Source organism: Mycolicibacterium holsaticum DSM 44478 = JCM 12374, assembly GCF_019645835.1.
Lineage (GTDB): Bacteria > Actinomycetota > Actinomycetes > Mycobacteriales > Mycobacteriaceae > Mycobacterium > Mycobacterium holsaticum.
This window is the reverse complement of record NZ_CP080998.1, coordinates 291,063-309,610: the sequence shown is the minus strand read 5'-3', so window position 1 is coordinate 309,610 and position 18,548 is coordinate 291,063. Positions and strand designations below refer to the sequence as shown.

Genomic DNA, 18,548 nt, shown 5'->3' with positions numbered 1-18,548 from the left:
CGCGGCACCGGGCATGGCGACCTCGACGCCGGCGGTGCAGAAGTCGCGGGCGGCCTGGCCCAGGCACAACCACGTAACTTTACAAACGCATCACTTGTCACACATCCCGACACGCCTGTCACAATGGAGCAGATGTCGGAGGTACCCGAGCGCGACGAGCAGCCGCAGCGGGCGGCGTGGTGGAAGAGTTTGCATGCCACGCCGACGCGCCGCGGGCTGCTGCTGACCGCACTTGGCGCCCTGCTCATCGCGGGTCTGATCACCGCGGTGCCGCAGCGGGACGGCGCCAGCGGCCTCACCGCCAGCACGATCTCGCTGGGCCCGCGCGGCAACGAGACGTTCGAGCACGCGACGGCCGGTGACTGCCTGAACTGGCCGGATCGCACGCCGGACGCCGCCGAGATCGTCGACTGCAAAGACGACCACCGCTTCGAGGTCGCCCAGTCGGTGGACATGCGCGCCTATCCGGGCAGCGAGTACGGGGCCGACGCCGAGCCGCCGTCGCCGACCCGGATCCAGCAGATCAGCCAGGAGCAGTGCGCGACGTCGGTGCGGCGCTACCTCGGCGCCAACTACGACCCCAACAGCCGCTTCACCGTGAGCATGCTGTGGTCCGGTGACAAGGCGTGGCGCAATCAGGGCGAGCGCCGCATGCTGTGTGGCCTGCAGCTGCCGGGGCCCAACAACCAGCAGCAGACGTTCAAGGGCAAGGTCGCCGACATCGACCAGTCCAAGGTCTGGCCCGCCGGCACCTGCCTGGGGATCGACCCGTCGACCAACCAACCGACCGACGTGCCCGTCGACTGCGCCGCGCCACACGCGATGGAGGTGACGGGATCGGTCAACCTGGCCGAGAAGTTCCCCGAGGGACTTCCGCCCGAACCTGAGCAGGACGCCTTCATCAAGGACGCGTGCACGCAGATGACCGACGCCTACCTGGCACCCATCGAGCTGCGCAGCACCACGCTGACCCTGATCTACAGCACGATCTCGCTACCGAGCTGGTCGGCCGGGAGTAAGCAGGTGTCCTGCAGCATCGGAGCCACGCTGGGCAACGGAGGCTGGTCGACCCTGCTCAACAGCGCCAAGGGCCCGCTGATGATCAACGGTCAGCCGCCGATTCCCCCGCCCGACATCCCCGAGGAGCGGCTGAACTTCCCGCCGATCCCGATGCCCGAGCTCAGCTCGTCGGCGGTGACCAGCGACCAGTCCTACAACAACAGCGGCAGCAGTAGCAGTAGTAACAGCAGCAGCGGGAGTAACAGCAGCAGCACCGACTCCACCCACCACGGCCCGTCACAGCCCGCCGAGCAGACCTCCGAGGCCACGGAACCCGAACAGCCGGGCAACACCTTCCTCAACGGGCCACCGGCCCCGGGTGCGCCGCCGCCACCGCCTGCCCCGGGCGTGCCGCCGCCGCCACCGCCGCCGGGTCTCCCACCGCCGCCACCTCCGCCGGTGCTTCCACCGCCACCGCCACCGCCCGCACCTGCCCCCGCGCCGCTGCCGCCTCCGCCGCCACCGGTGCCGTAGCGGCGTGGCCGTGCGGATGAGCCCGCAACGCTTCGACGAGTTGGTCTCCGAGGCGCTCGATCTCATACCTCCCAAGCTCGCGGACGCGCTCGACAACGTCGTCGTGCTGGTCGGGGACCGCAACGAGGAGGAGCCCGACCTGCTCGGCCTGTATCACGGCGTCGCGCTGACCGAACGCGACTCCTGGTATGCCGGTTCGCTGCCGGACACCATCACCATCTACCGCGGCGCGCTGCTGGACAGCTGCGAGACCGAGGAACAGGTGATCGAAGAGGTGGCGATCACCGTGATCCACGAGATCGCCCACCACTTCGGCATCGACGACGAACGCCTGCACGAACTGGGTTGGGGATGAGCTGGCGCGGCACCCACGAATTGTCGGCGCGCAGTGCTATGAACGGGCGATGAGCAGTGACTGCCGCGAGTGTCGAGCGGGGTGCGAACACTGCCACGGCACCGTCATCCACCACGCGGCCGACCGCGCCGAGTGCACCGAACCCGACTGCGTGATGCCGGAGGTGGCCCACACGTTCCGGATCGACTGCGAAGCGATCGGCTGCACGTGCGGCGTGCTGGTGTCAGCCCATCGGATCAGCTGACTGCAGCGCGTCCTCGACCGGTCGCACGTTTGGCTCCGGGTAGAACGGCGGTGTCAGCGCACCCCACTGCACACAACTCCAGCGCCCGTCGGTGATCGGCGACAACACGATCGATTCGGCGTTGCCGAGGTGATGGTCGAGCGCGAAGCTGCTGTCCACGCCCGCCAGCACCGCCGACACCAGTCGTATCGCCGCACCGTGGCTGACCACGACGATGTCGCGGTGCCACGACGCGTCGTCGAGGTGGCGCAGCCGCAGGTCGGTGATCGCCGGTAGGTACCGGTCCAGCACCTCACGACCCGACTCGCCGTTGGGCATCGACACCTGCAGGTCGCCCTGGTGCCACTGCTGGTAGACCGCCTCGAACTCGGCGATCGCCGCATCGTCGTTGCGGTTCTCGAGGTCACCGACCTGGACTTCGTGGATGCCGTCGAACTCGTAGGTGTCCACCCGCAGTTCGGCCGCGATCTCGTGGGCGGTCTGGCCGGCCCGCACCGCCGCGGAGTGCGCGAGCAGCCCCGGCTGGACCGTCGACGCGGCGCGCCGGGCGAACGTGCGCGCCTGGTTGCGCCCCAAATCGGTCAGCGCGGCCCCCGGTGGCCGGGTGTCCAGACGCCGTTCGACGTTGGCGTGTGACTGTCCGTGCCGAACCAGCACCAGCCGCCCGCTCACTGCTTGCCCTCCCGTAAACGCGTCAGCCAGCGCGATGCCTCGTCCAGTTGCGGCGGCACCGCGCCGGCGGCCGATTCCGTCGGCCAGGAACCTAGATAACGCACATCCGCGCAACGTCTGTGCAACGCCTTTAGTGCCTCGGCGACCGCGGCGTCTTCGATGTGTCCGACGCAGTCCAGGAAGAACACGTAGGTGCCCAACTCGGTTCTGGTGGGCCGTGATTCGATGCGGGTCAGGTCGATGTCGCGCACCGCGAACTCGGTCAGCGCCGAGACGAGCGCGCCGGGCACGTTGTCGAGCCGCAGCACCACCGAGGTGCGGTCGGCGCCGGTGCGTTGCGGCGGCGACGCGGGCGGACCGGCCAGCACGAACCGGGTGCGGGCGTTGGCCTCGTCGACGACGCCGGCGGCCAATGCGGCCAACCCGCAGCGTTCGGCGGCCAGCGCCGTGCTGACCCCGGCGTCGGCGCGTCCCTCGGCCACGTCGTGCGCGGCCGCGGCGTTCGAATAGGCCGGCACCACTTGTGCTGTGGGCAGCTGGTCCGCCAGCCAGTGGCGCACCTGCGCGGCCGCGACCGGAAACGCCGCGACGGTGGCCACGTCGGCGGCCGCCGTGCCCTGCCGCACGACGATGGTGAACTTCACGTCCAGGGTGTGTTCGGCGAAGATCTGCAGCGGCGTTCCCGCGGCCAGGCTGTCGAGGGTCGGCAGCACCGCACCCTCGATCGAGTTCTCGATCGGCACACACGCGAAGTCGGCCTCGCCGGAGCGGACCGCGGCCAGCGCGGCCCCCGCGCTGTCGAACGGCACCGGGATCGTCTCGCCCGACGCCGCCTTGCCGGGGAGCATGCCGGAGGCCGCCATTTTGTGCAGCGCCACCTCGGTGAAGGTTCCTTCGGGTCCGAGGTAGGCAATGCGTGGCACGCCTCAACCCTATCGGTTCACCTCGGTAATCCCGTTCCGCAGCACGTAGGCCTTGCGCGCGTCCAGAACGGCTAGTTAAGTTAGGCTCACCTAATCTAAGGAGGGATATGACGGCGACGACGATTACACCGACGGCGGCTGAGCGGATCCGCAGCGCATGCGCGAGAGCGGGTGGTGCAATGCTCGCGGTCGACGGCATCACCCCCGCTGAAGACCCCACTGAATCCCCCGTGCATCACCTGCTGTCCGACGGCTCCTTCGCGGTGACGGTTCCGCTGGGCGGCGCGCTGGCGGGCCGGGTGGCCACTGCGGCGCCGACCGGCGTGCCCGCGGTCCTGGAGATGACCGACTACGCGCCGCTGCCGCTGCGTGAGCCCGTGCGCGCGCTGGTGTGGGTCCGCGGCCGCCTGCTCCACGTCCCCGGCGCCGAACTGGCGGCCCTGCTGGACTTGATCGCCTCCGAGGATCCCAACCCCGCTCTGCTGCAGGTGAACTCCGGGGCGCCCCGTGACGAGCGCGATATGCGCTACGCACTGCTGCGATTGGAGGTCGACTCGGTGGTGGCCGCCGACTCCACCGGCGCCGAATCCATCGGCGTGAGCGAACTGCTGGACGCGCAACCGGATCCGTTCTGCGCCATGGAGTCCAGCTGGCTTCGGCACATGGAGGCCGCACACCGCGACGTGGTGGACCGGCTCGCCAGCCGCCTGCCGCTGTCGCAGCGTCGCGGCCGCGTCCGTCCCCTCGGGCTGGACCGCTACGGCGTGCGGCTTCGGGTGGAAAACGACGAGGGCGATCACGACGTGCGGTTACCGTTCGCCAAACCGGTCGACGACGTCACCGGCCTGAGCCAGGCGATCAGGGTGCTGCTGGGCTGCCCCTTCCTCAACGGGCTGCGCGCGCGCCGGCCCTGACGCATTGCGGCGCCCGCTAGCGTAGCTGCGGTGACTGGCGGCGCAGACGAACTGAGCGGACCGCAGCGACGCGCGCTGCGCATCGAGGTCGCCGTCGTGCTGGCGGTGACCTTCGCCCTCTCGGCCTACACCGCGCTGCTGCGCCTCATCGAATCGGTTCTGCTCGGCCTCGCCGGCCAGGTCGTCGCGCTCAACCCGCGCCGCTCGCAGTTCGACCTGATCGACCTCGGCCTCAACCTGGCCGGGGTGTTCCAGCTGCTGGCCTGGGGTGCGCTTGGCGTATACCTGTTGTGGCGCAGCGGTTTCGGACCCGACCGGATCGGTCTTGGCCTGCCGCGGTGGCGTCCGGACGTGGTCGGCGGCCTCGGTCTGGCCGCGCTGATCGGGGTGCCGGGCCTGGCGCTGTACCAGATCGCCCGCATCCTCGGCCTCAACGCATCGGTGGAACCCGCCGAACTCTATGACACGTGGTGGCGCATCCCGGTGCTGCTGCTGGTGTCCTTCGCCAACGGCTGGGCCGAGGAAGTGATCGTGGTCGGCTTCCTGCTCACCCGGTTGCGTCAACTGCGCGTGCACCCGGCGATCGCCGTGGTCGTCTCCAGCGTGCTGCGCGGGCTCTACCACCTGTACCAGGGTTTCGGCGCCGGCCTGGGCAATGTCGCGATGGGCCTGGTGTTCGGTTACGTGTACCTGCGCACCGGGCGGTTGTGGCCGCTGATCATCGCGCACGCGTTGATCGACGCGGTGGCGTTCGTCGGGTACGCCCTTGCCGCGGGGCACCTGAGCTGGCTGCAGTGAATACCGGCGGGCACCACGTAGATTTCTTCCTGTGACCGACCAGCCGCGACCGCCCCGGGGTGTGGACCCCCGGGACCGTCGGGAGCCGTCACAGGTGATCCGCCGAGACCCCAACTACCGCCCTCCCCCGTGGCCCCCCAATCCGCCGACCCCCCAACGCAGGCCCCCGCCCCCGCCGGTGGTGCGGCAAAACCCGCCGCCTCGCAAGCCGCCTCCGGTGGTGCGTCGTCAACCGTCGCCGCCTCCGGCCCCGCCGAAGGTCAAAAAGCCACGGCGCAAACGGCATTGGGGCCGGATGCTGATGGCGTGCGTGCTGGTCGCGGTCGTCGCGGTGGTGGCCACCGGGGTCTGGCTGGATCGCTCGCTGCACCGCATCCCGGTGCTGCCGAACTACGGCGACCGTCCCGCCGCAGGAGCAGGCACCACCTGGCTGCTCGTCGGATCCGACAGCCGCCAGAACCTCACGCCCGAACAACAGGCCGACCTGGCTACCGGCGGGGACGTCGGCGAGGGCCGCACCGACACGATCCTGTTGGTGCACATCCCGGCGCCATGGTCGAGCGCCCACACCACGATGGTGTCCATTCCGAGGGACTCCTACGTCGAGGTGCCCGGCTACGGCAGCGACAAGATCAACGCGGCGTTCACGTTCGGCGGCGCACCGCTGTTGGCCCAGACCGTCGAACAGGCCACCGGGCTACGGCTCGACCACTACGCCGAGATCGGGTTCGACGGTTTCGCGGTGATGGTCGACGCGGTGGGCGGCGTGACGATGTGCCTCGACGAACCGATCCATGATCCGCTCGCGGGTATCGAGCTGCCGGCGGGATGTCAGAAACTCGACGGCCGCAGCGCGCTCGGTTACGTCCGCACGCGCGCCACACCGCGCGCCGACCTGGACCGGATGCTGCACCAGCGCGCCTTCATGGCCGCCCTGTTGCACCGCGCCTCCAGCCCCGCGGTGCTGCTCAACCCGCTGCGCTGGCAACCGCTGCTCGACTCTGTCGGCAAGGCCGTCGCCGTCGATCAGGGCGCACACATCTGGGACCTGGCGCGCCTGGCGTGGGCGCTGCGCGGAGACGTCACCACGGTGACCGTGCCGATCGGCGAATTCACCGGCAGCGACTCGGGTTCGGTGGTGATCTGGGACAGCGCCGTGGCCTCTCAGCTGTTCGACGCCATGCGAACCGACTCGGCGGTGCCCCAGGACGTCCTCGACGCTCAGCCCTAGCGTCCGGCGCCGGTCAGCCCGTTCTGCAGCCAGATCTTGGTGCGGCCGGGATGGTTGGTGGCGACCCATGCCACCCCGAGGTCGCGGCAGTAGCCGACGTCCTCGAAATGGTCGACGGTCCAGCAGTACATCGCCCTGCCCTGCGCGGCGGCCCGGTCGACGAGTTCGGGGTGCTGGCGCAGCGTCATGATCGACGGCCCGACGGCGGTGGCCCCGACCGTGGTGGCGGCGCTGCCGCCCAAAAACCGTGACGTGTCGCCGAGCAGCACGGTCGGCAGCATCGGCGCGGCACGGCGGATGCGCCACACCGCGGCCGCCGAGAACGACATCACCACGGCACGGGCCAGATCGGCCGATGCGGGTGCGGCGATGCCGTAGCGGTGCAACACGGCGAGCACCTTGCTTTCCACCAGCGCGCCGTAGCGCACGGGGTGTTTGGTCTCGATGAAGAGCTTGACGGGCCGGTTCCAGTCCAGCACCAGCGAAACCAGCTCATCGAGGGTCAACAGCCCGGTCTCGCCGTGGTCGGCGTCCCTGCGCCAGCTGGGATGCCATGAGCCGTAGTCGAGTTCCCGCAGTTGCGCCAACGACATCTCGCTGACGATGCCGGTGCCGTCCGAGGTGCGGTCGACGCGACGATCGTGCAGGCACACGAGGTGCCCGTCGCGGGTCAGCCGCACGTCGCACTCGACACCGTCGGCACCTTCTTCGAGCGCCAGCTGGTAGGCGGCCAGGGTGTGTTCGGGTCGATCGGCCGATGCGCCGCGGTGCGCCACGACGAACGGGTGGCCGCCGGGCTCCGGTGCGGAACTCGCCGATGCGGCGGCCCCGCCTTCGCCCGAGCTCATACCGCCGCGGTCGCCGGGCTCGGTGCCGAACCCTCGACCTCGGTTGCGGTTCCGGGCTCCGACACCACCACCCAGCGTTTGGTCGGGCGTTCCACCGGTTGTCTTTCGAAGCCCTCGAAGACCTTGTACGCCAACAGCATCGCGGCCAGAGCCAGCAGGTAGGCGACGGTCGTCGTCACGGTGTTGTCCGCGATGCCCTGCACGTCCTGGGTGAAGCTGGTCGCGATGGACCAGATCGACACGGCGTAGCTGGCCAGCCACACCAGCCACCACACCACCACGGGCCTGCGCAGCCACGTCAACCGCTCCTCTACGCCGGCGAGTTCGAGCACGAATACCGGTGCCCACGCCAGGTTGGCGAAGGGCACCAGACATCCCGCACGCAGCGCCCAGCCGGCCCGGGGGTCCTCATGCCCACGATGGGCGAATGCGGCGGCGCGCCGGGCGACGAGCCAGTCGGCCAGCACGACGGCGCTGCCCACCACCATGAACATCGCGATCACGCTGATGCCGACCCCCACCCACGTCGCCGACCCCGCGATCCAGGGGTTGAGCAGCGTGCTGCGGTTGATGATCAGCAGCGCGTAGCGCACCAGGTGGATCAGCGCCGCAGCACCGAGCACGATCATGGTCGCGACGAGCAGGTTGCGCACCCGGGCGGGCGACGGCCCGCCGCGCGGCGCCGACTCCTGCTGGTCGACGTGCTCGAAGTGCTCGGTCAAACCCCACCGCGGAATGACCGAATACCGCGGGGTGGGTCCCAGCGGTCTGCGCCCGCGCCGCGGGGGCGGCGGGGTACCCGGGCGCACCGCGATCCAGCGAAAGCCGGCAGGCAACCGCTGCGGCGTCGCGCCCCGCGTCGACGGGCGCACCGGCGCGGCCATGGCCGGCGCGCTCCACTCAGCGCCCGATTCCGGGCCCGCGGGCGCCAGAAGTGTGCCGTTGCACCGCGGGCACCAGACCCGGCGCCGGTCGCGCACGTTCCACCGCGTTCCGCACTGGGAACACACCTGGATCATTCGACCAGACTAGCGACGAAGTACCACGCCCTCGCAGGTGCGGCCCCCGTCTGCGGGATCAGCAATTTCGACCTATCCACAGTTTCCACAGGTTCATCCACAGGCCCATGATCGGGCGATACCCCTCGTGAGCCGCCTAATCTGTGTGGCCGCTGAAGATCACTGTGGATAACCTGAGCGGTCCGGGATGGCCACCGGGCAGAGCCGAGCGAAATGCATAGCTGGACTAACTCCGGGCTGTCCGCTGTTGTTGTGCACAGTTGCTCGGCGGACGTGTCGACATGCGATTTCACCACGTCGAGCACAACAGCTATGATCGGCGTCACAACTTCGCGCTTGTGACAGGGCTCACTGAGCAGAACTAGCGAACGTGCAGGTCAGGAGTATTTGATGGGGTCATATCCGATGGGTCCGGGATCCGCGGTGCCGCCGTCTGAATGGCAGTCCCCCTCGAACGTTTACAACCGCGCGCAGATGATGGCGTGCGTCCGCGCCGGCGTGATCGCGCTGGTGCTGCTGGGCATCCTCGCCCTCATCGTGCTGTTCTGAGACGCGACCCACGAAAGAGCCGCCGAACCCGACTGGTTTCGGCGGCTCTGTGCGTGGATGGGCGGACGAATCAGGCGGGCGGATAGACGCCCATGTTCTTGGCCTTCTCGGTCTGCCAGAAGATGTCGGCGATCTCGTCGATGGTCGCGAGCAGTTTCTCGGCGACGGCGACGTCGGTGGACTTCTTCACGTCACCGGCGCCGTGCACGCCGTCCCAGAACAACTGGTGCAGGTTGGGGAACTGCTCGAAGTGCTCCTTGGCGAAGAAGTCGGCCCACAGCACCATCAGGTGATGCTTGACCTCCTCGGCCCGCTGCTCCTTGATGATGACGCAGCGGGTGCGGAAGTGCTCGTCGTCTGAGTCGTGGTACTTCTGCAGCGTCTTCAGACATGAGAGCGCTTCGATCTTGGCCTGGGCGGGGTCGTACACGCCGCAGTACAAATCGCAGTGGGCATGGGCAGGGGTTGCGTTGGCGAACAGTCGATGCAGCATGGCCCCTAACTTACTCTTCCGGGATGGGCCGCAACCATGGACTACGCAGTTGGCCGCTACGTCGTTTCACCGTCGTCGAGGATTCGATGCGGCCTGCGCTCGCGCCCGGTGACGGACTTCTCGGATTGCGGTGCGGAACTCCGCGGCCCGGGCAACTGCGGGTCTTCCGCGATCCGCTGCTGTCTTCGCGCTGGCTCGTCAAACGGGTCGGCGGGGTGCGCGGGACCGGCCGCACTGCCACTTTCGAGGCCCGCTCCGATAATTCAGGTGCGCCGGGGGCCGTGGATTCGCGCGACTTCGGCTGGGTGCCCGCAGCCGAGTCCTACCGTGTGGTGTGCACAGTTCGGCGGAAAGTCGGCGGTTAGCACTCGTGTCGTCTTGTGTGCCAAGCGTTTGCAACGCATCCTGAGCCAATAACAAAGGCGCGGAGGCACGATGGAGAAAAGTTCCGGGCGAGCGATCGAAATCGCCCCCTTTCATTCCCGAGGTGCGCTCAAGGGCTTTGTCATCTCGGGTCGTTGGCCGGACTCCACCAAAGAATGGGCCCAGCTGTTGACGCTGGCGGTGCGCGTCGCGTCGCTGCCGGGCTTGCTGGCCACCACAACGATTTTCGGGGCGCGCGAAGAGCTACCCGACGAACCCGAACCCGACACCGTCGGCCTCGTGGTGGCCGAGGGCACGGTTGTCGGCGAGTCGGCGGTTACGCCAGGACATTTCGCGGCGCGCCAGCCGCCGGCGCTGCTGATGCTGCACCCGCCGTCGGAAACGATGCCGTCACTGCCGGAATGCGCGGGCGCCGCATCGGGCTGCGTCCTGCTGCCCGGACTTCCGCACCTTGGCCTCGAGCATCGCGCCGCATGGGTGGAGGCCGAAGCCGACGGCACCGTGACGTCGATGGTGAGCCGCGTCGGTGTCGATCCGATCAGCCATCCCGACACCGCCATTCTGGCGATGCTGCTTGCGGCGTAAGGGTTTTCAAAGCATTTGATTCGGACGCCTGAACGCTTGTTTCGGGCGTCCGAAATCACCGCGGCGGGTGGCGCGCCGGCCCCGACGTCGCTATGGTCGGTGAAGTCAGCGAAGGGGAGTAGCCCCCAATCGTCCGGTCGACATACTGGCGCAAGCCCGGCCGGCGAACCGCTCCTCACGAAGGGCGGTGGGCGAGACCTTCGACCGAAGCCTGACGGACCGCTGGGCACGCAGTCGGTTGGGCGACGCGTCGAAAGGTCGTTCTCATGCTCACCGCGGTAGTCATCAGCCTCGTCGTGGTGTTCGTAGCCGAACTGGGCGACAAGTCGCAGCTGATCACCATGACCTACGCGCTGCGCCATCGGTGGTGGGTGGTGCTCACCGGCGTCGGCATCGCCGCGATGCTGGTGCACGGCCTCTCGGTGGCCATCGGCCATTTCCTCGGGCTGACGCTGCCCGAACGGCCGATCGCGTTCGCCGCGGCCGTCGCCTTCCTGCTGTTCGCCGTGTGGACCTGGCGCTCCGGGGCCAGCGGCGACCACGGTGACATCCGCATCGCCGAACCGCGCTTGGTCGTCCCGGCGATCGTTTCGTCGTTCGTCCTGGCCGAACTGGGTGACAAGACCATGCTCGCCACGGTGGCGCTGGCCAGCGACCACAACTGGGCAGGCGTGTGGGTCGGCGCGACGATCGGCATGGTGGCCGCCGACGGGGTGGCGATCGCGGCGGGCGCGTACCTGCACCGGCGGTTGCCCGTGCGCTTTCTGCACAATCTCGCGAGTGTGCTGTTCCTGGCGTTCGGATTGTGGATCCTCTTCGATACCGCGCTCGGGATGCGGTGGGCGGCGGTGACCGCCACGGCGTCGGTGGCCTTGATCTTCGCCGCCGCGCTGACCATCAGCGTCATCCGGCGTCGCAGCGCATCGGCGCCGGACGCGTCTACGCCGACAGCGAAACTTTAATAAGCCCGGCTTCCTAACAGCAAACCCTCGCGGCTCCCGGTGCCAGGCGTGATGGACGTTGCCAGTGAGCTTCAGCGCCACTACTGAGGCGCCGGTGCCGACCGGGCTGGCAAATCAAATACAACGCGAGCGTTATTATTTGCCAGATCGCCCCACAGGCCCGGCTGGTAGGCATACCCTACAAGGGTCGCCACCGCCCGTGGCGGCTATCGAAACCGACAAGGTGGGTCAACTTTTAAGCGGTTTGCACTTGGTTGTCAGCACATCACTCGCTACGATAATCAGCAAATACGCCGCCAAAAAACCCGCTCGTCACCCATGTGGAGGTCATATCGATGAGCACGACGTTCGCCGCCCGACTAAACCGCCTGTTCGACACGGTTTATCCGCCCGGCCGGGGTCCGCACACGTCGGCTGAAGTGATTGCAGCGCTCAAGGCAGAGGGCGTCACCATGTCAGCCCCGTACCTGTCTCAGCTTCGCTCAGGCAACCGCACCAACCCGTCCGCAGCGACCATGGCCGCCCTTGCCAACTTCTTCCGTATCAAGCCGGCGTACTTCACCGACGACGAGTACTACGAGAAGCTCGACAAGGAACTGACCTGGCTCGCCAACATGCGCGACGAGGGCGTCCGCCGTATTGCGGCACGCACCGTCGGCCTGTCCGCCGAAGCCCAGCAGGACATCGCGCAGAAGGTGGATGAGTTGCGTCGCCGGGAGCACCTGGACGATTAGCCCGCTGCTCGCCGGGCCGTAGCGCCCGGCGAATTGCGGAGTTGAGCTACAGCGGCGCCGGTTGCGGCGGGGCGTTCCCGGACGGACCGTCCGAGCCGTTTCCAGCGCGGGTCAGCGCGCGGTATTGCTGCGCGATCTCAAGGATCCATTCGCGGTCTGAGTACGTCTCCGGCTGGCGCAGCCAGCCCCGTCCGGGGAAGGCCGACCTCCCGATCTCCGGGGCGTCCTCACGACCGGTGTAGATCCAGTCCGCGATGGCTCGCGCCTGTTCGCCCGGCGGCACGTCCGGCGTCTCGATCTCCTCGCCGTCGACGTCGGAACCGGCCCCCGTGCCATCGACCCGGGCATCGACGCGCAGCTTGCGTTTGTGGTCGGCGGCGGTGGCCTCCAGGAACAGCGCGTCAGAGATCAACGACATGCGTTCGGCGACCCGGAACACCAGCGGACCGCGCGGGCGCACGCCGATCCCGATGTCGGGATGCCGGCGTCCCAGTTCGGACAGCAGCGGCTGGATGTCCCGCAGTTCGCGGCGCGCGCCGAACCAGTCCTCGATGCTGGGCAGCAGCGATCCGGCCGCGACGACGAGCATGGCGCAGCCCAGCAGCGTCGCGGCGGTCCGCACCCCCACCGGTCCGCTGTCCCCGACCACCTGCAGGAAGAAGAACCCGGAGGCGGCCACGATCAGCACGATGCCGACCGTGAAGACGAACAGCGCGCGGCCGCGCCTGCTGCGGTTGGAGTAGCGCATCCCCGCCCACGACACCAACGACAGCGCCAGCAGCACGTACAGCAGCGGCAGCAGCCACGGCAACGAGTTGCCGCCGGAGTTGAGGTTCTGGCGCAGGTATTCGTCGGGCGCCATCTCCGGCTGCTGGCCGGCGCCGAAGAAGGCCACCAGGCTCACCGCGGCGATCACCGCGGCGACGCCGTACTGCACCGTGGCGATCTTGCGGATGGTGGTGGGTTTACGGCCTGACGAGACGGTGGTGATCATCACGCAGCTGCCCGCCGCGCAGCCGATGAGCGCGACCTGCGTCAACCCCATCGAGGTGTTCGGCCAGTGCAGCGCCGTGTCGATCAGCACGGTCAACGGCGGCCAGTTCAGCGCGGCGACCAGCCCGAGGCTGCCCAGCGCCAAGATCATCGCGGTGCTCACCAGGGACTGCTTGTTGACCAGCGCCCAGCCGATACGCAGTCCGGTGGCCAATCCGAGCAGACCGGCGATGACCCAGACGATCAACCAAATGCCTCTCCGAGCCGTACCTGGACGATCGAGGAGCGGTCGGACGGCAGCCGGCCCAGCCGGTACAGCAGCAGGGCCGCGAAGTCCTCGGCCTCCTGCTCGGCGTCCTCCCCCGCCGGCCCCATGCAGCCGGTCCGTTGGTTGAGCATGTATCCGATGAGGTCGAAGCTGGCCACCTCGACGTTCTCGCGGGCCGCCTCGACCACCGGCATGCCTTCGTGGCCCAGCACCAGATGTCCGAGTTCGTGGGCCAGCGTCCGGTCCCAGGCGGGCAGACCCTTCTGGATCAGGAACTCGTCGCGGTCGGCGTACTGCCGCCACTGCCCGCACACGCCGGGCGGCAGATCGGCCATCTTCAGCTCGATCGGACGGCCGCGGTCCTCGCTGACCGCGTCCACGAGCCGGGTCAGCGACACCTCTCCGTGTCGTGGGGCCAGGTCCAGGACCGCAGCGACGGCGCGGGTGACACGACGGCTGGCAGGCATACAAACCCCCTTCAACGAGTCCACTATGCGCGCTCCGCCCCGTCCGGGCGGGCGGTTTTCCTCAGTTGATCAACCTTGCGGTTCCCCCAGTGGGTCCAGCATGCCCGCAACGCGTGGTACTGCCAAGGCCACCACCTTCGACCGGAACGCGCCGGACGATAGTGTTGGGCTGCACCGCAACCAGAACTGAGAGCCGGGAGGCCGTCGGGATGAGCCCGTTCAAGCGACGCAAAACTCGCGCCACCCGCCGCGCCGAGGCGCGCGCCATCAAGGCCAAGGCCAAGCTGGAGGCCAGGCTGGCCGCCAAGAACGACGCGCGTCGCTACAAGGCCGAGCGCAAGGCGGAGGCCAACGCGCTCAAGGCGCAGTTGAAGGCGCAGCGCGACAGCGACAGGGCCGCGCTCAAGGTTGCCGAGACCCAGCTGAAGGCCGCACGCGAAGGTAAGGTCTTCGCCCCCGGCCGGATTCGCCGCCTGCTGACGGTGACCCGGCTGCTCGCCCCGGTCGTGGTGCCGCTCGCCTACCGCGCCGCGACCTCGGTGCGCGGCGTGCTCGACGAACGTCGCGCCGAGCGGCTCGGTGTCCCGCTCACCCAGCTCGGCCAGTTCTCCGGCCACGGCGCCGAGCTCTCGGCGCGCATCGCGGGCGCGGAGAACTCGCTGCGGCTGGTTGCCCAGAAGAAGCCGAAGGACGCCGAGACCAAGCAGTTCGTGGCGGCCATGACCGAGCGGCTCAGCGACCTGTCGGCCGCGGTCACCGCCGCCGAGCACATGCCGACGCCCCGGCGGCGCTCCTCCCACGCCGCGATCGCCCGCCAGCTCGATGGCATCGACGCCGATCTGATGGCACGGCTTGGCGTGAGCTGAGGTGGCAGCAGAGGTGCCGATGTCGCAGGCACGCGTCGCGGCCCGCATCCGCGGGCTGTCCTGCGGTCTGCTGACCGGGACGCTTGCGGTCGCCGCGCACGGGGCAGGCAGCGGCACGCCACCGACCGGAGCATCGGCGGCCCAGCTGGCCGTGCTCGCCGCGACCGTCGGCGCGGTGGCCGCAGTGCTGCCGCGCGCCGGCGAGATCCGGGTCCTGATCGGGCTGCTGGCCGTCGGACAACTTCTCGGGCACCTGATGTTCGCCGCCGGTCACGACCACGCCCACGGCGCCGCCCAACCGGCCTGGGTCATGCTGGCCGCCCATGTGACGGCCGTCGGCGTCGGCGCCGTGCTGATCGCGACGGGCGAGCGGTTGTGTCGCGCCGCCTCGCGGGTGGTGCGGGCGGTCGTGCGTGCCGCGCACCCGCCGGTGGCCGCGACGACGGTGGCCGCGGTTCGCCGTGCCGAGCAGCCGCTACGTTCTGCACTGTTGCTTGCCGCTTCGGTGTCACATCGGGGCCCACCGGTCCGCCTCAACTACTGACCGAACCCCCGAAACCGACACCCAGAAAGCACCAAACACATGAGTTCCTTTGCCAAGGCGTCCTCGCGCGCCCTCATCACCGTCGCCGCCGCTGCCTCGACCGTGCTGGTCGGCGGGTTGGCGACCGCTGCGACGGCGTCGGCGCACGTGCATGCCGATGCCGAGCACGCCGCGCCGGGCAGCACCGCGATCGTCACGTTCCGTGTGCCCGGCGAGTCCGAAACCGGCGCGCTGACAACAGAGTTGAGCGTCAAGCTGCCCGATGTCACGTCGGCGCGAACCGAGGTGATGCCGGGTTGGTCGGCGCGGCTCGACCGCGATGTCGCCGCGGGCACCGTCCAATCGGTCACCTGGACCGCGGCGCCCGGCACCGGTATTTCCTCTGACCAGTTCGCCCTGTTCCAGATATCGGTGAAGCTGCCCGAAGGCGAATCGGTGAGCTTCCCGGCCACCCAGACCTACTCGGACGGCACGGTGGTGCGCTGGGATCAGCCGCCGCTGGCCGACGGTGGGGAGCCCGAATACCCTGTGCCCGTGCTGGAGTTGACCGAGCCCGATGCCGCGCAGCCGGCCACGGCCGACGTCACGGCGCGCTGGCTGGCCGGCGGGGCGCTGGCGCTGGCCGCGGCCGCGGTGGCAGCGACGGTGCTGACCAGGCGGCGGTCATGAAACGGGTCGTCGCGACGGCGCTGCTGACGGTCGGGCTGGTGGCCGGCTCGCTGGCCGGCGCCGCGGGTGCGTCCGCGCATGCCACCCGCATCGCCACCGACCCGGCCGACACCGCCGAACTGACCCAGGCGCCGACCACCGTCAGCGCGACGTTCAACGAGGCGATGCAGCCGCAGTTCGCGGCCATGACGGTGGTGGGACCCGACGGCAACCTGTGGTCGACCGGAGAACCGAAGGTCGAAGGTGCGATCGTCAGCGTCGGCGTGCGCCCGCTCGGCCCGACCGGCACCTACACCGTGAACTACCGGGCCACCTCGGCCGACGGGCACGTCGTCTCGGGGTCGTGGACCTTCGAGCTGACGGTGGCCGGCACCGGAACGCCGGGGCCGTCGGCGACCACCGCGGACGAACCGGCCGACGACGCGGTCCCGCTGTGGCCGTTCTACGTCGGCGCGATCGTCATCGTCGGCGCGGGCGTCGTGTGGGCGGTGCGGCGCCGCACGTGACGCGTGCCAGAACGGCGGCCGGCGCGACGCTGGTCGTGGCGGCCGCGTCGGTGCTGGCGTGGGCCTTGGCGTACCCGCACGCGTCGCTGACCGTGACGCTGGTGCGCGCGGTCTCGGTGTGCGCGGCGGTCGTCACGCTCGGTTTGGCGGCCGTGCCGATGCTCGACGGGGAGCGGCACCGCGACGAGCTGATGGACCGGGCCGCCACGCCGCTGGCCGCCGCCGCCGCGGTCTGGCTGCTGTCCGAGCTGACCCGGTTGGTGGTGGCCGCAGCGCAGACCGCCGGTGTCGGGGTGTTGCGGCTCGACGTCGGCACGGTGACCGATTTCGCGATCGCGACGACGCCGGGGCGATCCGGGTTGGTGGCGCTGGCCGCGGCGGCGGTGGTCTGCACGGGGGCGCTCGCTGCGCCGCGGACGGCGTCGACCGTCGCGGTGCTGACCGGGGTCGCCGCCATCGGCGTGGTGGCGCGGCCGCTGACCGGCCATTTCTCCGAGAGCGCGCTGGGCGGGCTGGCGGTGGCGGTGCACATGCTGGCGGCGGCGCTGTGGTGCGGCGCGCTGGCCGCGCTGGTGCTGACCGTGCAGCATCGCGGCCAGTGGGCCCGGATGTTGCCGCGGTTCTCGGCGCTGGCGCTGGGCTGTGTGCTGGCGCTGGTGGCCGCCGGGGTGCTCGCGGCGGCGCTCAGGCTGGAGTCGGCGGCAGATCTGTACGCCACCGGATACGGCCGGGTGCTGTCGGCGAAAATCGCGGTGACGGCCGCGTTGGTGGCGCTGGCCTGGCGCAACAGGACGATGTGGCTACCGGCCGCGCGTTCGCACCGGGCCACCGCTGTGGTGTCGCGGGCACGGTCGATGGTCGAATTGGCGATGATGGCCGTCGCGCTGGCGCTGGCCGCCGGACTGGCCGTCACCGGTTAGCGCATGGCCGACCTGGCATGATGGGACCGTTGCCGGGTCCCGCGCCCATGCCCACAGGCCCAGACATAGAAACTGCAAAGGAGCAGCCCGATGGCAGACCAGCAGGACCGACCCGACGAGAAGCCGGACGCCGCGTCACCGGCCGCCGAGTCGGGACCGCCGGTGCCGGACGCGCAGTCCCCCCAGCCTCCGGCCAAGAAAGCCCCTGCCAAAAAAGCGGCCAAGAAGACCCCCGCCAAGAAGGCGGCCAAGAAGGCGGCCCCGGCAAAAGGCGCCGCCGCCAAGAAGGCACCTGCCAAGAAAACCCCCGCCAAGAAGGCACCAGACGCGCCGGTGGCACCCGCGGCGCCGAAGCCGCCCAGCCCCGACGACAGCCTGACGTCAGCCGCGAAAGTCACTGCGGCACAGGCGAAGGCGACCGTGGCGACCGCGAGCAACCCGGTTTCGGGGCCAGAACCGGTGCCACCGCCCGGCCCGGAGTCGTCGAGGCTGCCTGTCGCGGCCGCCATCGCCGCCGGCGTGCTGGCCATCCTGGTGGTGTTGCTGGTGCGCCGCGGCAGCGCTAAGGACAGCATCAAGCGGTGAGCATCGAGCCCCGCCCAACCGCAGACCTGGTCGACGAGATCGGCCCCGACGTCCGCAGCTGCGATCTGCAGCTGCGCCAGTACGGCGGACGCGCCCAGTTCGCCGGGCCGGTCTCCACCGTCAAGTGCTTCCAGGACAACGCGCTGCTGAAGTCGGTGCTGTCCGAACCCGGACGCGGCGGGGTGCTAGTGATCGACGGTGACGGCTCACTTCATGCGGCGCTGGTCGGCGACGTCATCGCCGGCCTCGGTGTCCAGAACGGCTGGGCCGGGCTGATCATCAACGGCGCCGTGCGCGACGCCGCGACGCTGGGCACGCTCGAGATCGGCGTCAAGGCGTTGGGGACCAATCCGCGCAAGAGCACCAAAACCGGTGCGGGGCAGCGCGATATCCCAGTCGGCTTCGGGGGTGTGGTGTTCACCCCCGGCGACGTCGCCTACAGCGACGACGACGGCATCGTCGTGGTCACCCCTTAGCGCGCGCTCT

The 18,548-nt window shown here is 69.6% G+C and carries 25 protein-coding genes; 18 read left to right on the top strand and 7 right to left on the bottom strand.

Features of this window, described 5'->3' with window-relative positions; genetic code table 11:
* Positions 1-123 precede the first annotated feature (123 nt).
* From K3U96_RS01525 to K3U96_RS01515, 3 genes are read left to right on the top strand one after another with little or no spacing between them, the layout of a single operon-like run.
* Positions 124-1,533 carry a septum formation family protein gene (locus K3U96_RS01525; RefSeq protein ID WP_220691842.1) on the top strand — a complete coding sequence of 470 codons (1,410 nt, stop codon included), beginning with the start codon at positions 124-126 and terminating at the stop codon, positions 1,531-1,533.
* A 4-nt stretch (positions 1,534-1,537) separates the two neighbouring features.
* Positions 1,538-1,888: a metallopeptidase family protein gene (locus K3U96_RS01520; protein ID WP_069403520.1), complete on the top strand. Its 351-nt coding sequence runs from the start codon at positions 1,538-1,540 to the stop codon at positions 1,886-1,888.
* A gap of 49 nt (positions 1,889-1,937) precedes the next feature.
* Positions 1,938-2,132 carry a hypothetical protein gene (locus K3U96_RS01515; protein WP_069403519.1) on the top strand — a complete coding sequence of 65 codons (195 nt, stop codon included), beginning with the start codon at positions 1,938-1,940 and terminating at the stop codon, positions 2,130-2,132.
* Here the strand turns inward: K3U96_RS01515 and K3U96_RS01510 are convergent.
* Together K3U96_RS01510 and pheA are read right to left on the bottom strand one after the other, a co-directional pair.
* Positions 2,112-2,804, bottom strand: a complete 693-nt coding sequence (locus K3U96_RS01510; RefSeq protein WP_220691841.1) for a histidine phosphatase family protein — start codon at positions 2,802-2,804, stop codon at positions 2,112-2,114. The two genes, K3U96_RS01515 and K3U96_RS01510, sit on opposite strands and share 21 nt — an antisense overlap.
* Entirely contained in the window at positions 2,801-3,727 is a 927-nt protein-coding gene (gene pheA / locus K3U96_RS01505) for a prephenate dehydratase (RefSeq protein ID WP_069403517.1), read from the bottom strand. The genes K3U96_RS01510 and pheA overlap by 4 nt, the downstream gene beginning before the upstream one ends.
* A 107-nt stretch (positions 3,728-3,834) precedes the next feature.
* Here pheA and K3U96_RS01500 point away from each other — a divergent pair, with 107 nt between their 5' ends.
* From K3U96_RS01500 to K3U96_RS01490, 3 genes are all read left to right on the top strand, one after another.
* On the top strand, positions 3,835-4,641 hold the full coding sequence (locus tag K3U96_RS01500) for a DUF2470 domain-containing protein (protein WP_220691840.1): 807 nt from the start codon (positions 3,835-3,837) through the stop codon (positions 4,639-4,641).
* A gap of 30 nt (positions 4,642-4,671) precedes the next feature.
* On the top strand, positions 4,672-5,439 hold the full coding sequence (locus K3U96_RS01495) for a CPBP family intramembrane glutamic endopeptidase (protein WP_220691839.1): 768 nt from the start codon (positions 4,672-4,674) through the stop codon (positions 5,437-5,439).
* Positions 5,440-5,656: 217 nt separating this feature from the next.
* Positions 5,657-6,670 (top strand): LCP family protein, encoded by a 1,014-nt coding sequence (locus K3U96_RS01490; protein WP_265415459.1) that lies wholly within the window; start codon positions 5,657-5,659, stop codon positions 6,668-6,670.
* On the opposite strand, the gene K3U96_RS01485 is transcribed toward K3U96_RS01490, so the two are convergent.
* Positions 6,667-7,518 carry a glycerophosphodiester phosphodiesterase gene (locus K3U96_RS01485; protein WP_069403514.1) on the bottom strand — a complete coding sequence of 284 codons (852 nt, stop codon included), beginning with the start codon at positions 7,516-7,518 and terminating at the stop codon, positions 6,667-6,669. The genes K3U96_RS01490 and K3U96_RS01485 overlap by 4 nt on opposite strands.
* Positions 7,515-8,537, bottom strand: a complete 1,023-nt coding sequence (locus tag K3U96_RS01480) for a DUF4328 domain-containing protein (RefSeq protein WP_220691838.1) — start codon at positions 8,535-8,537, stop codon at positions 7,515-7,517. Before K3U96_RS01480 ends, K3U96_RS01485 begins: the two co-directional genes overlap by 4 nt.
* A gap of 390 nt (positions 8,538-8,927) precedes the next feature.
* Between K3U96_RS01480 and K3U96_RS01475 the strand changes: the two genes are divergently transcribed.
* Complete coding sequence (locus K3U96_RS01475) at positions 8,928-9,086, top strand: hypothetical protein (RefSeq protein ID WP_165614081.1); 159 nt, start codon at positions 8,928-8,930, stop codon at positions 9,084-9,086.
* A 70-nt stretch (positions 9,087-9,156) separates the two neighbouring features.
* On the opposite strand, the gene sodN is transcribed toward K3U96_RS01475, so the two are convergent.
* Positions 9,157-9,579: a superoxide dismutase, Ni gene (sodN, locus tag K3U96_RS01470; protein WP_069403512.1), complete on the bottom strand. Its 423-nt coding sequence runs from the start codon at positions 9,577-9,579 to the stop codon at positions 9,157-9,159.
* A 23-nt stretch (positions 9,580-9,602) separates the two neighbouring features.
* Between sodN and K3U96_RS01465 the strand changes: the two genes are divergently transcribed.
* The 4 genes from K3U96_RS01465 to K3U96_RS01450 all read left to right on the top strand — a co-directional run bounded on the left by K3U96_RS01465 (position 9,603) and on the right by K3U96_RS01450 (position 12,244).
* Complete coding sequence (locus tag K3U96_RS01465) at positions 9,603-9,944, top strand: S24/S26 family peptidase (protein ID WP_069403511.1); 342 nt, start codon at positions 9,603-9,605, stop codon at positions 9,942-9,944.
* 70 nt (positions 9,945-10,014) lie between these two features.
* Positions 10,015-10,548 (top strand): peptidase, encoded by a 534-nt coding sequence (locus K3U96_RS01460; protein ID WP_069403510.1) that lies wholly within the window; start codon positions 10,015-10,017, stop codon positions 10,546-10,548.
* A gap of 266 nt (positions 10,549-10,814) precedes the next feature.
* Entirely contained in the window at positions 10,815-11,510 is a 696-nt protein-coding gene (locus K3U96_RS01455) for a TMEM165/GDT1 family protein (protein WP_220691837.1), read from the top strand.
* 335 nt (positions 11,511-11,845) lie between these two features.
* Positions 11,846-12,244: a helix-turn-helix domain-containing protein gene (locus tag K3U96_RS01450; RefSeq protein ID WP_069403535.1), complete on the top strand. Its 399-nt coding sequence runs from the start codon at positions 11,846-11,848 to the stop codon at positions 12,242-12,244.
* A gap of 46 nt (positions 12,245-12,290) precedes the next feature.
* Here K3U96_RS01450 and K3U96_RS01445 read toward each other — a convergent pair whose 3' ends face one another.
* On the bottom strand, positions 12,291-13,484 hold the full coding sequence (locus K3U96_RS01445; protein ID WP_220691836.1) for a hypothetical protein: 1,194 nt from the start codon (positions 13,482-13,484) through the stop codon (positions 12,291-12,293).
* Complete coding sequence (locus K3U96_RS01440; RefSeq protein ID WP_069403507.1) at positions 13,481-13,972, bottom strand: ImmA/IrrE family metallo-endopeptidase; 492 nt, start codon at positions 13,970-13,972, stop codon at positions 13,481-13,483. Before K3U96_RS01440 ends, K3U96_RS01445 begins: the two co-directional genes overlap by 4 nt.
* 209 nt (positions 13,973-14,181) lie before the next feature.
* Here K3U96_RS01440 and K3U96_RS01435 point away from each other — a divergent pair, with 209 nt between their 5' ends.
* The 7 genes from K3U96_RS01435 to rraA all read left to right on the top strand — a co-directional run bounded on the left by K3U96_RS01435 (position 14,182) and on the right by rraA (position 18,538).
* The gene (locus K3U96_RS01435) at positions 14,182-14,838 is read left to right on the top strand and encodes a DUF6474 family protein (protein WP_220691835.1); all 657 of its coding nucleotides are present in this window, start codon (positions 14,182-14,184) and stop codon (positions 14,836-14,838) included.
* A gap of 1 nt (position 14,839) precedes the next feature.
* Entirely contained in the window at positions 14,840-15,382 is a 543-nt protein-coding gene (locus K3U96_RS01430) for a hypothetical protein (RefSeq protein ID WP_308206804.1), read from the top strand.
* Between the two features lie 39 nt (positions 15,383-15,421).
* The gene (locus K3U96_RS01425) at positions 15,422-16,051 is read left to right on the top strand and encodes a YcnI family copper-binding membrane protein (RefSeq protein WP_220691834.1); all 630 of its coding nucleotides are present in this window, start codon (positions 15,422-15,424) and stop codon (positions 16,049-16,051) included.
* Positions 16,048-16,557, top strand: coding sequence for a copper resistance CopC family protein (locus tag K3U96_RS01420; protein WP_220691833.1), 510 nt, complete (start codon positions 16,048-16,050; stop codon positions 16,555-16,557). The genes K3U96_RS01425 and K3U96_RS01420 overlap by 4 nt, the downstream gene beginning before the upstream one ends.
* Positions 16,533-17,477 (top strand): CopD family protein, encoded by a 945-nt coding sequence (locus K3U96_RS01415; RefSeq protein ID WP_069403503.1) that lies wholly within the window; start codon positions 16,533-16,535, stop codon positions 17,475-17,477. Before K3U96_RS01420 ends, K3U96_RS01415 begins: the two co-directional genes overlap by 25 nt.
* A gap of 90 nt (positions 17,478-17,567) precedes the next feature.
* Positions 17,568-18,062, top strand: a complete 495-nt coding sequence (locus K3U96_RS27020) for a hypothetical protein (protein ID WP_220691832.1) — start codon at positions 17,568-17,570, stop codon at positions 18,060-18,062.
* Positions 18,059-18,538, top strand: a complete 480-nt coding sequence (gene rraA / locus K3U96_RS01405) for a ribonuclease E activity regulator RraA (protein WP_220691831.1) — start codon at positions 18,059-18,061, stop codon at positions 18,536-18,538. Before K3U96_RS27020 ends, rraA begins: the two co-directional genes overlap by 4 nt.
* Positions 18,539-18,548: the final 10 nt, after the last annotated feature.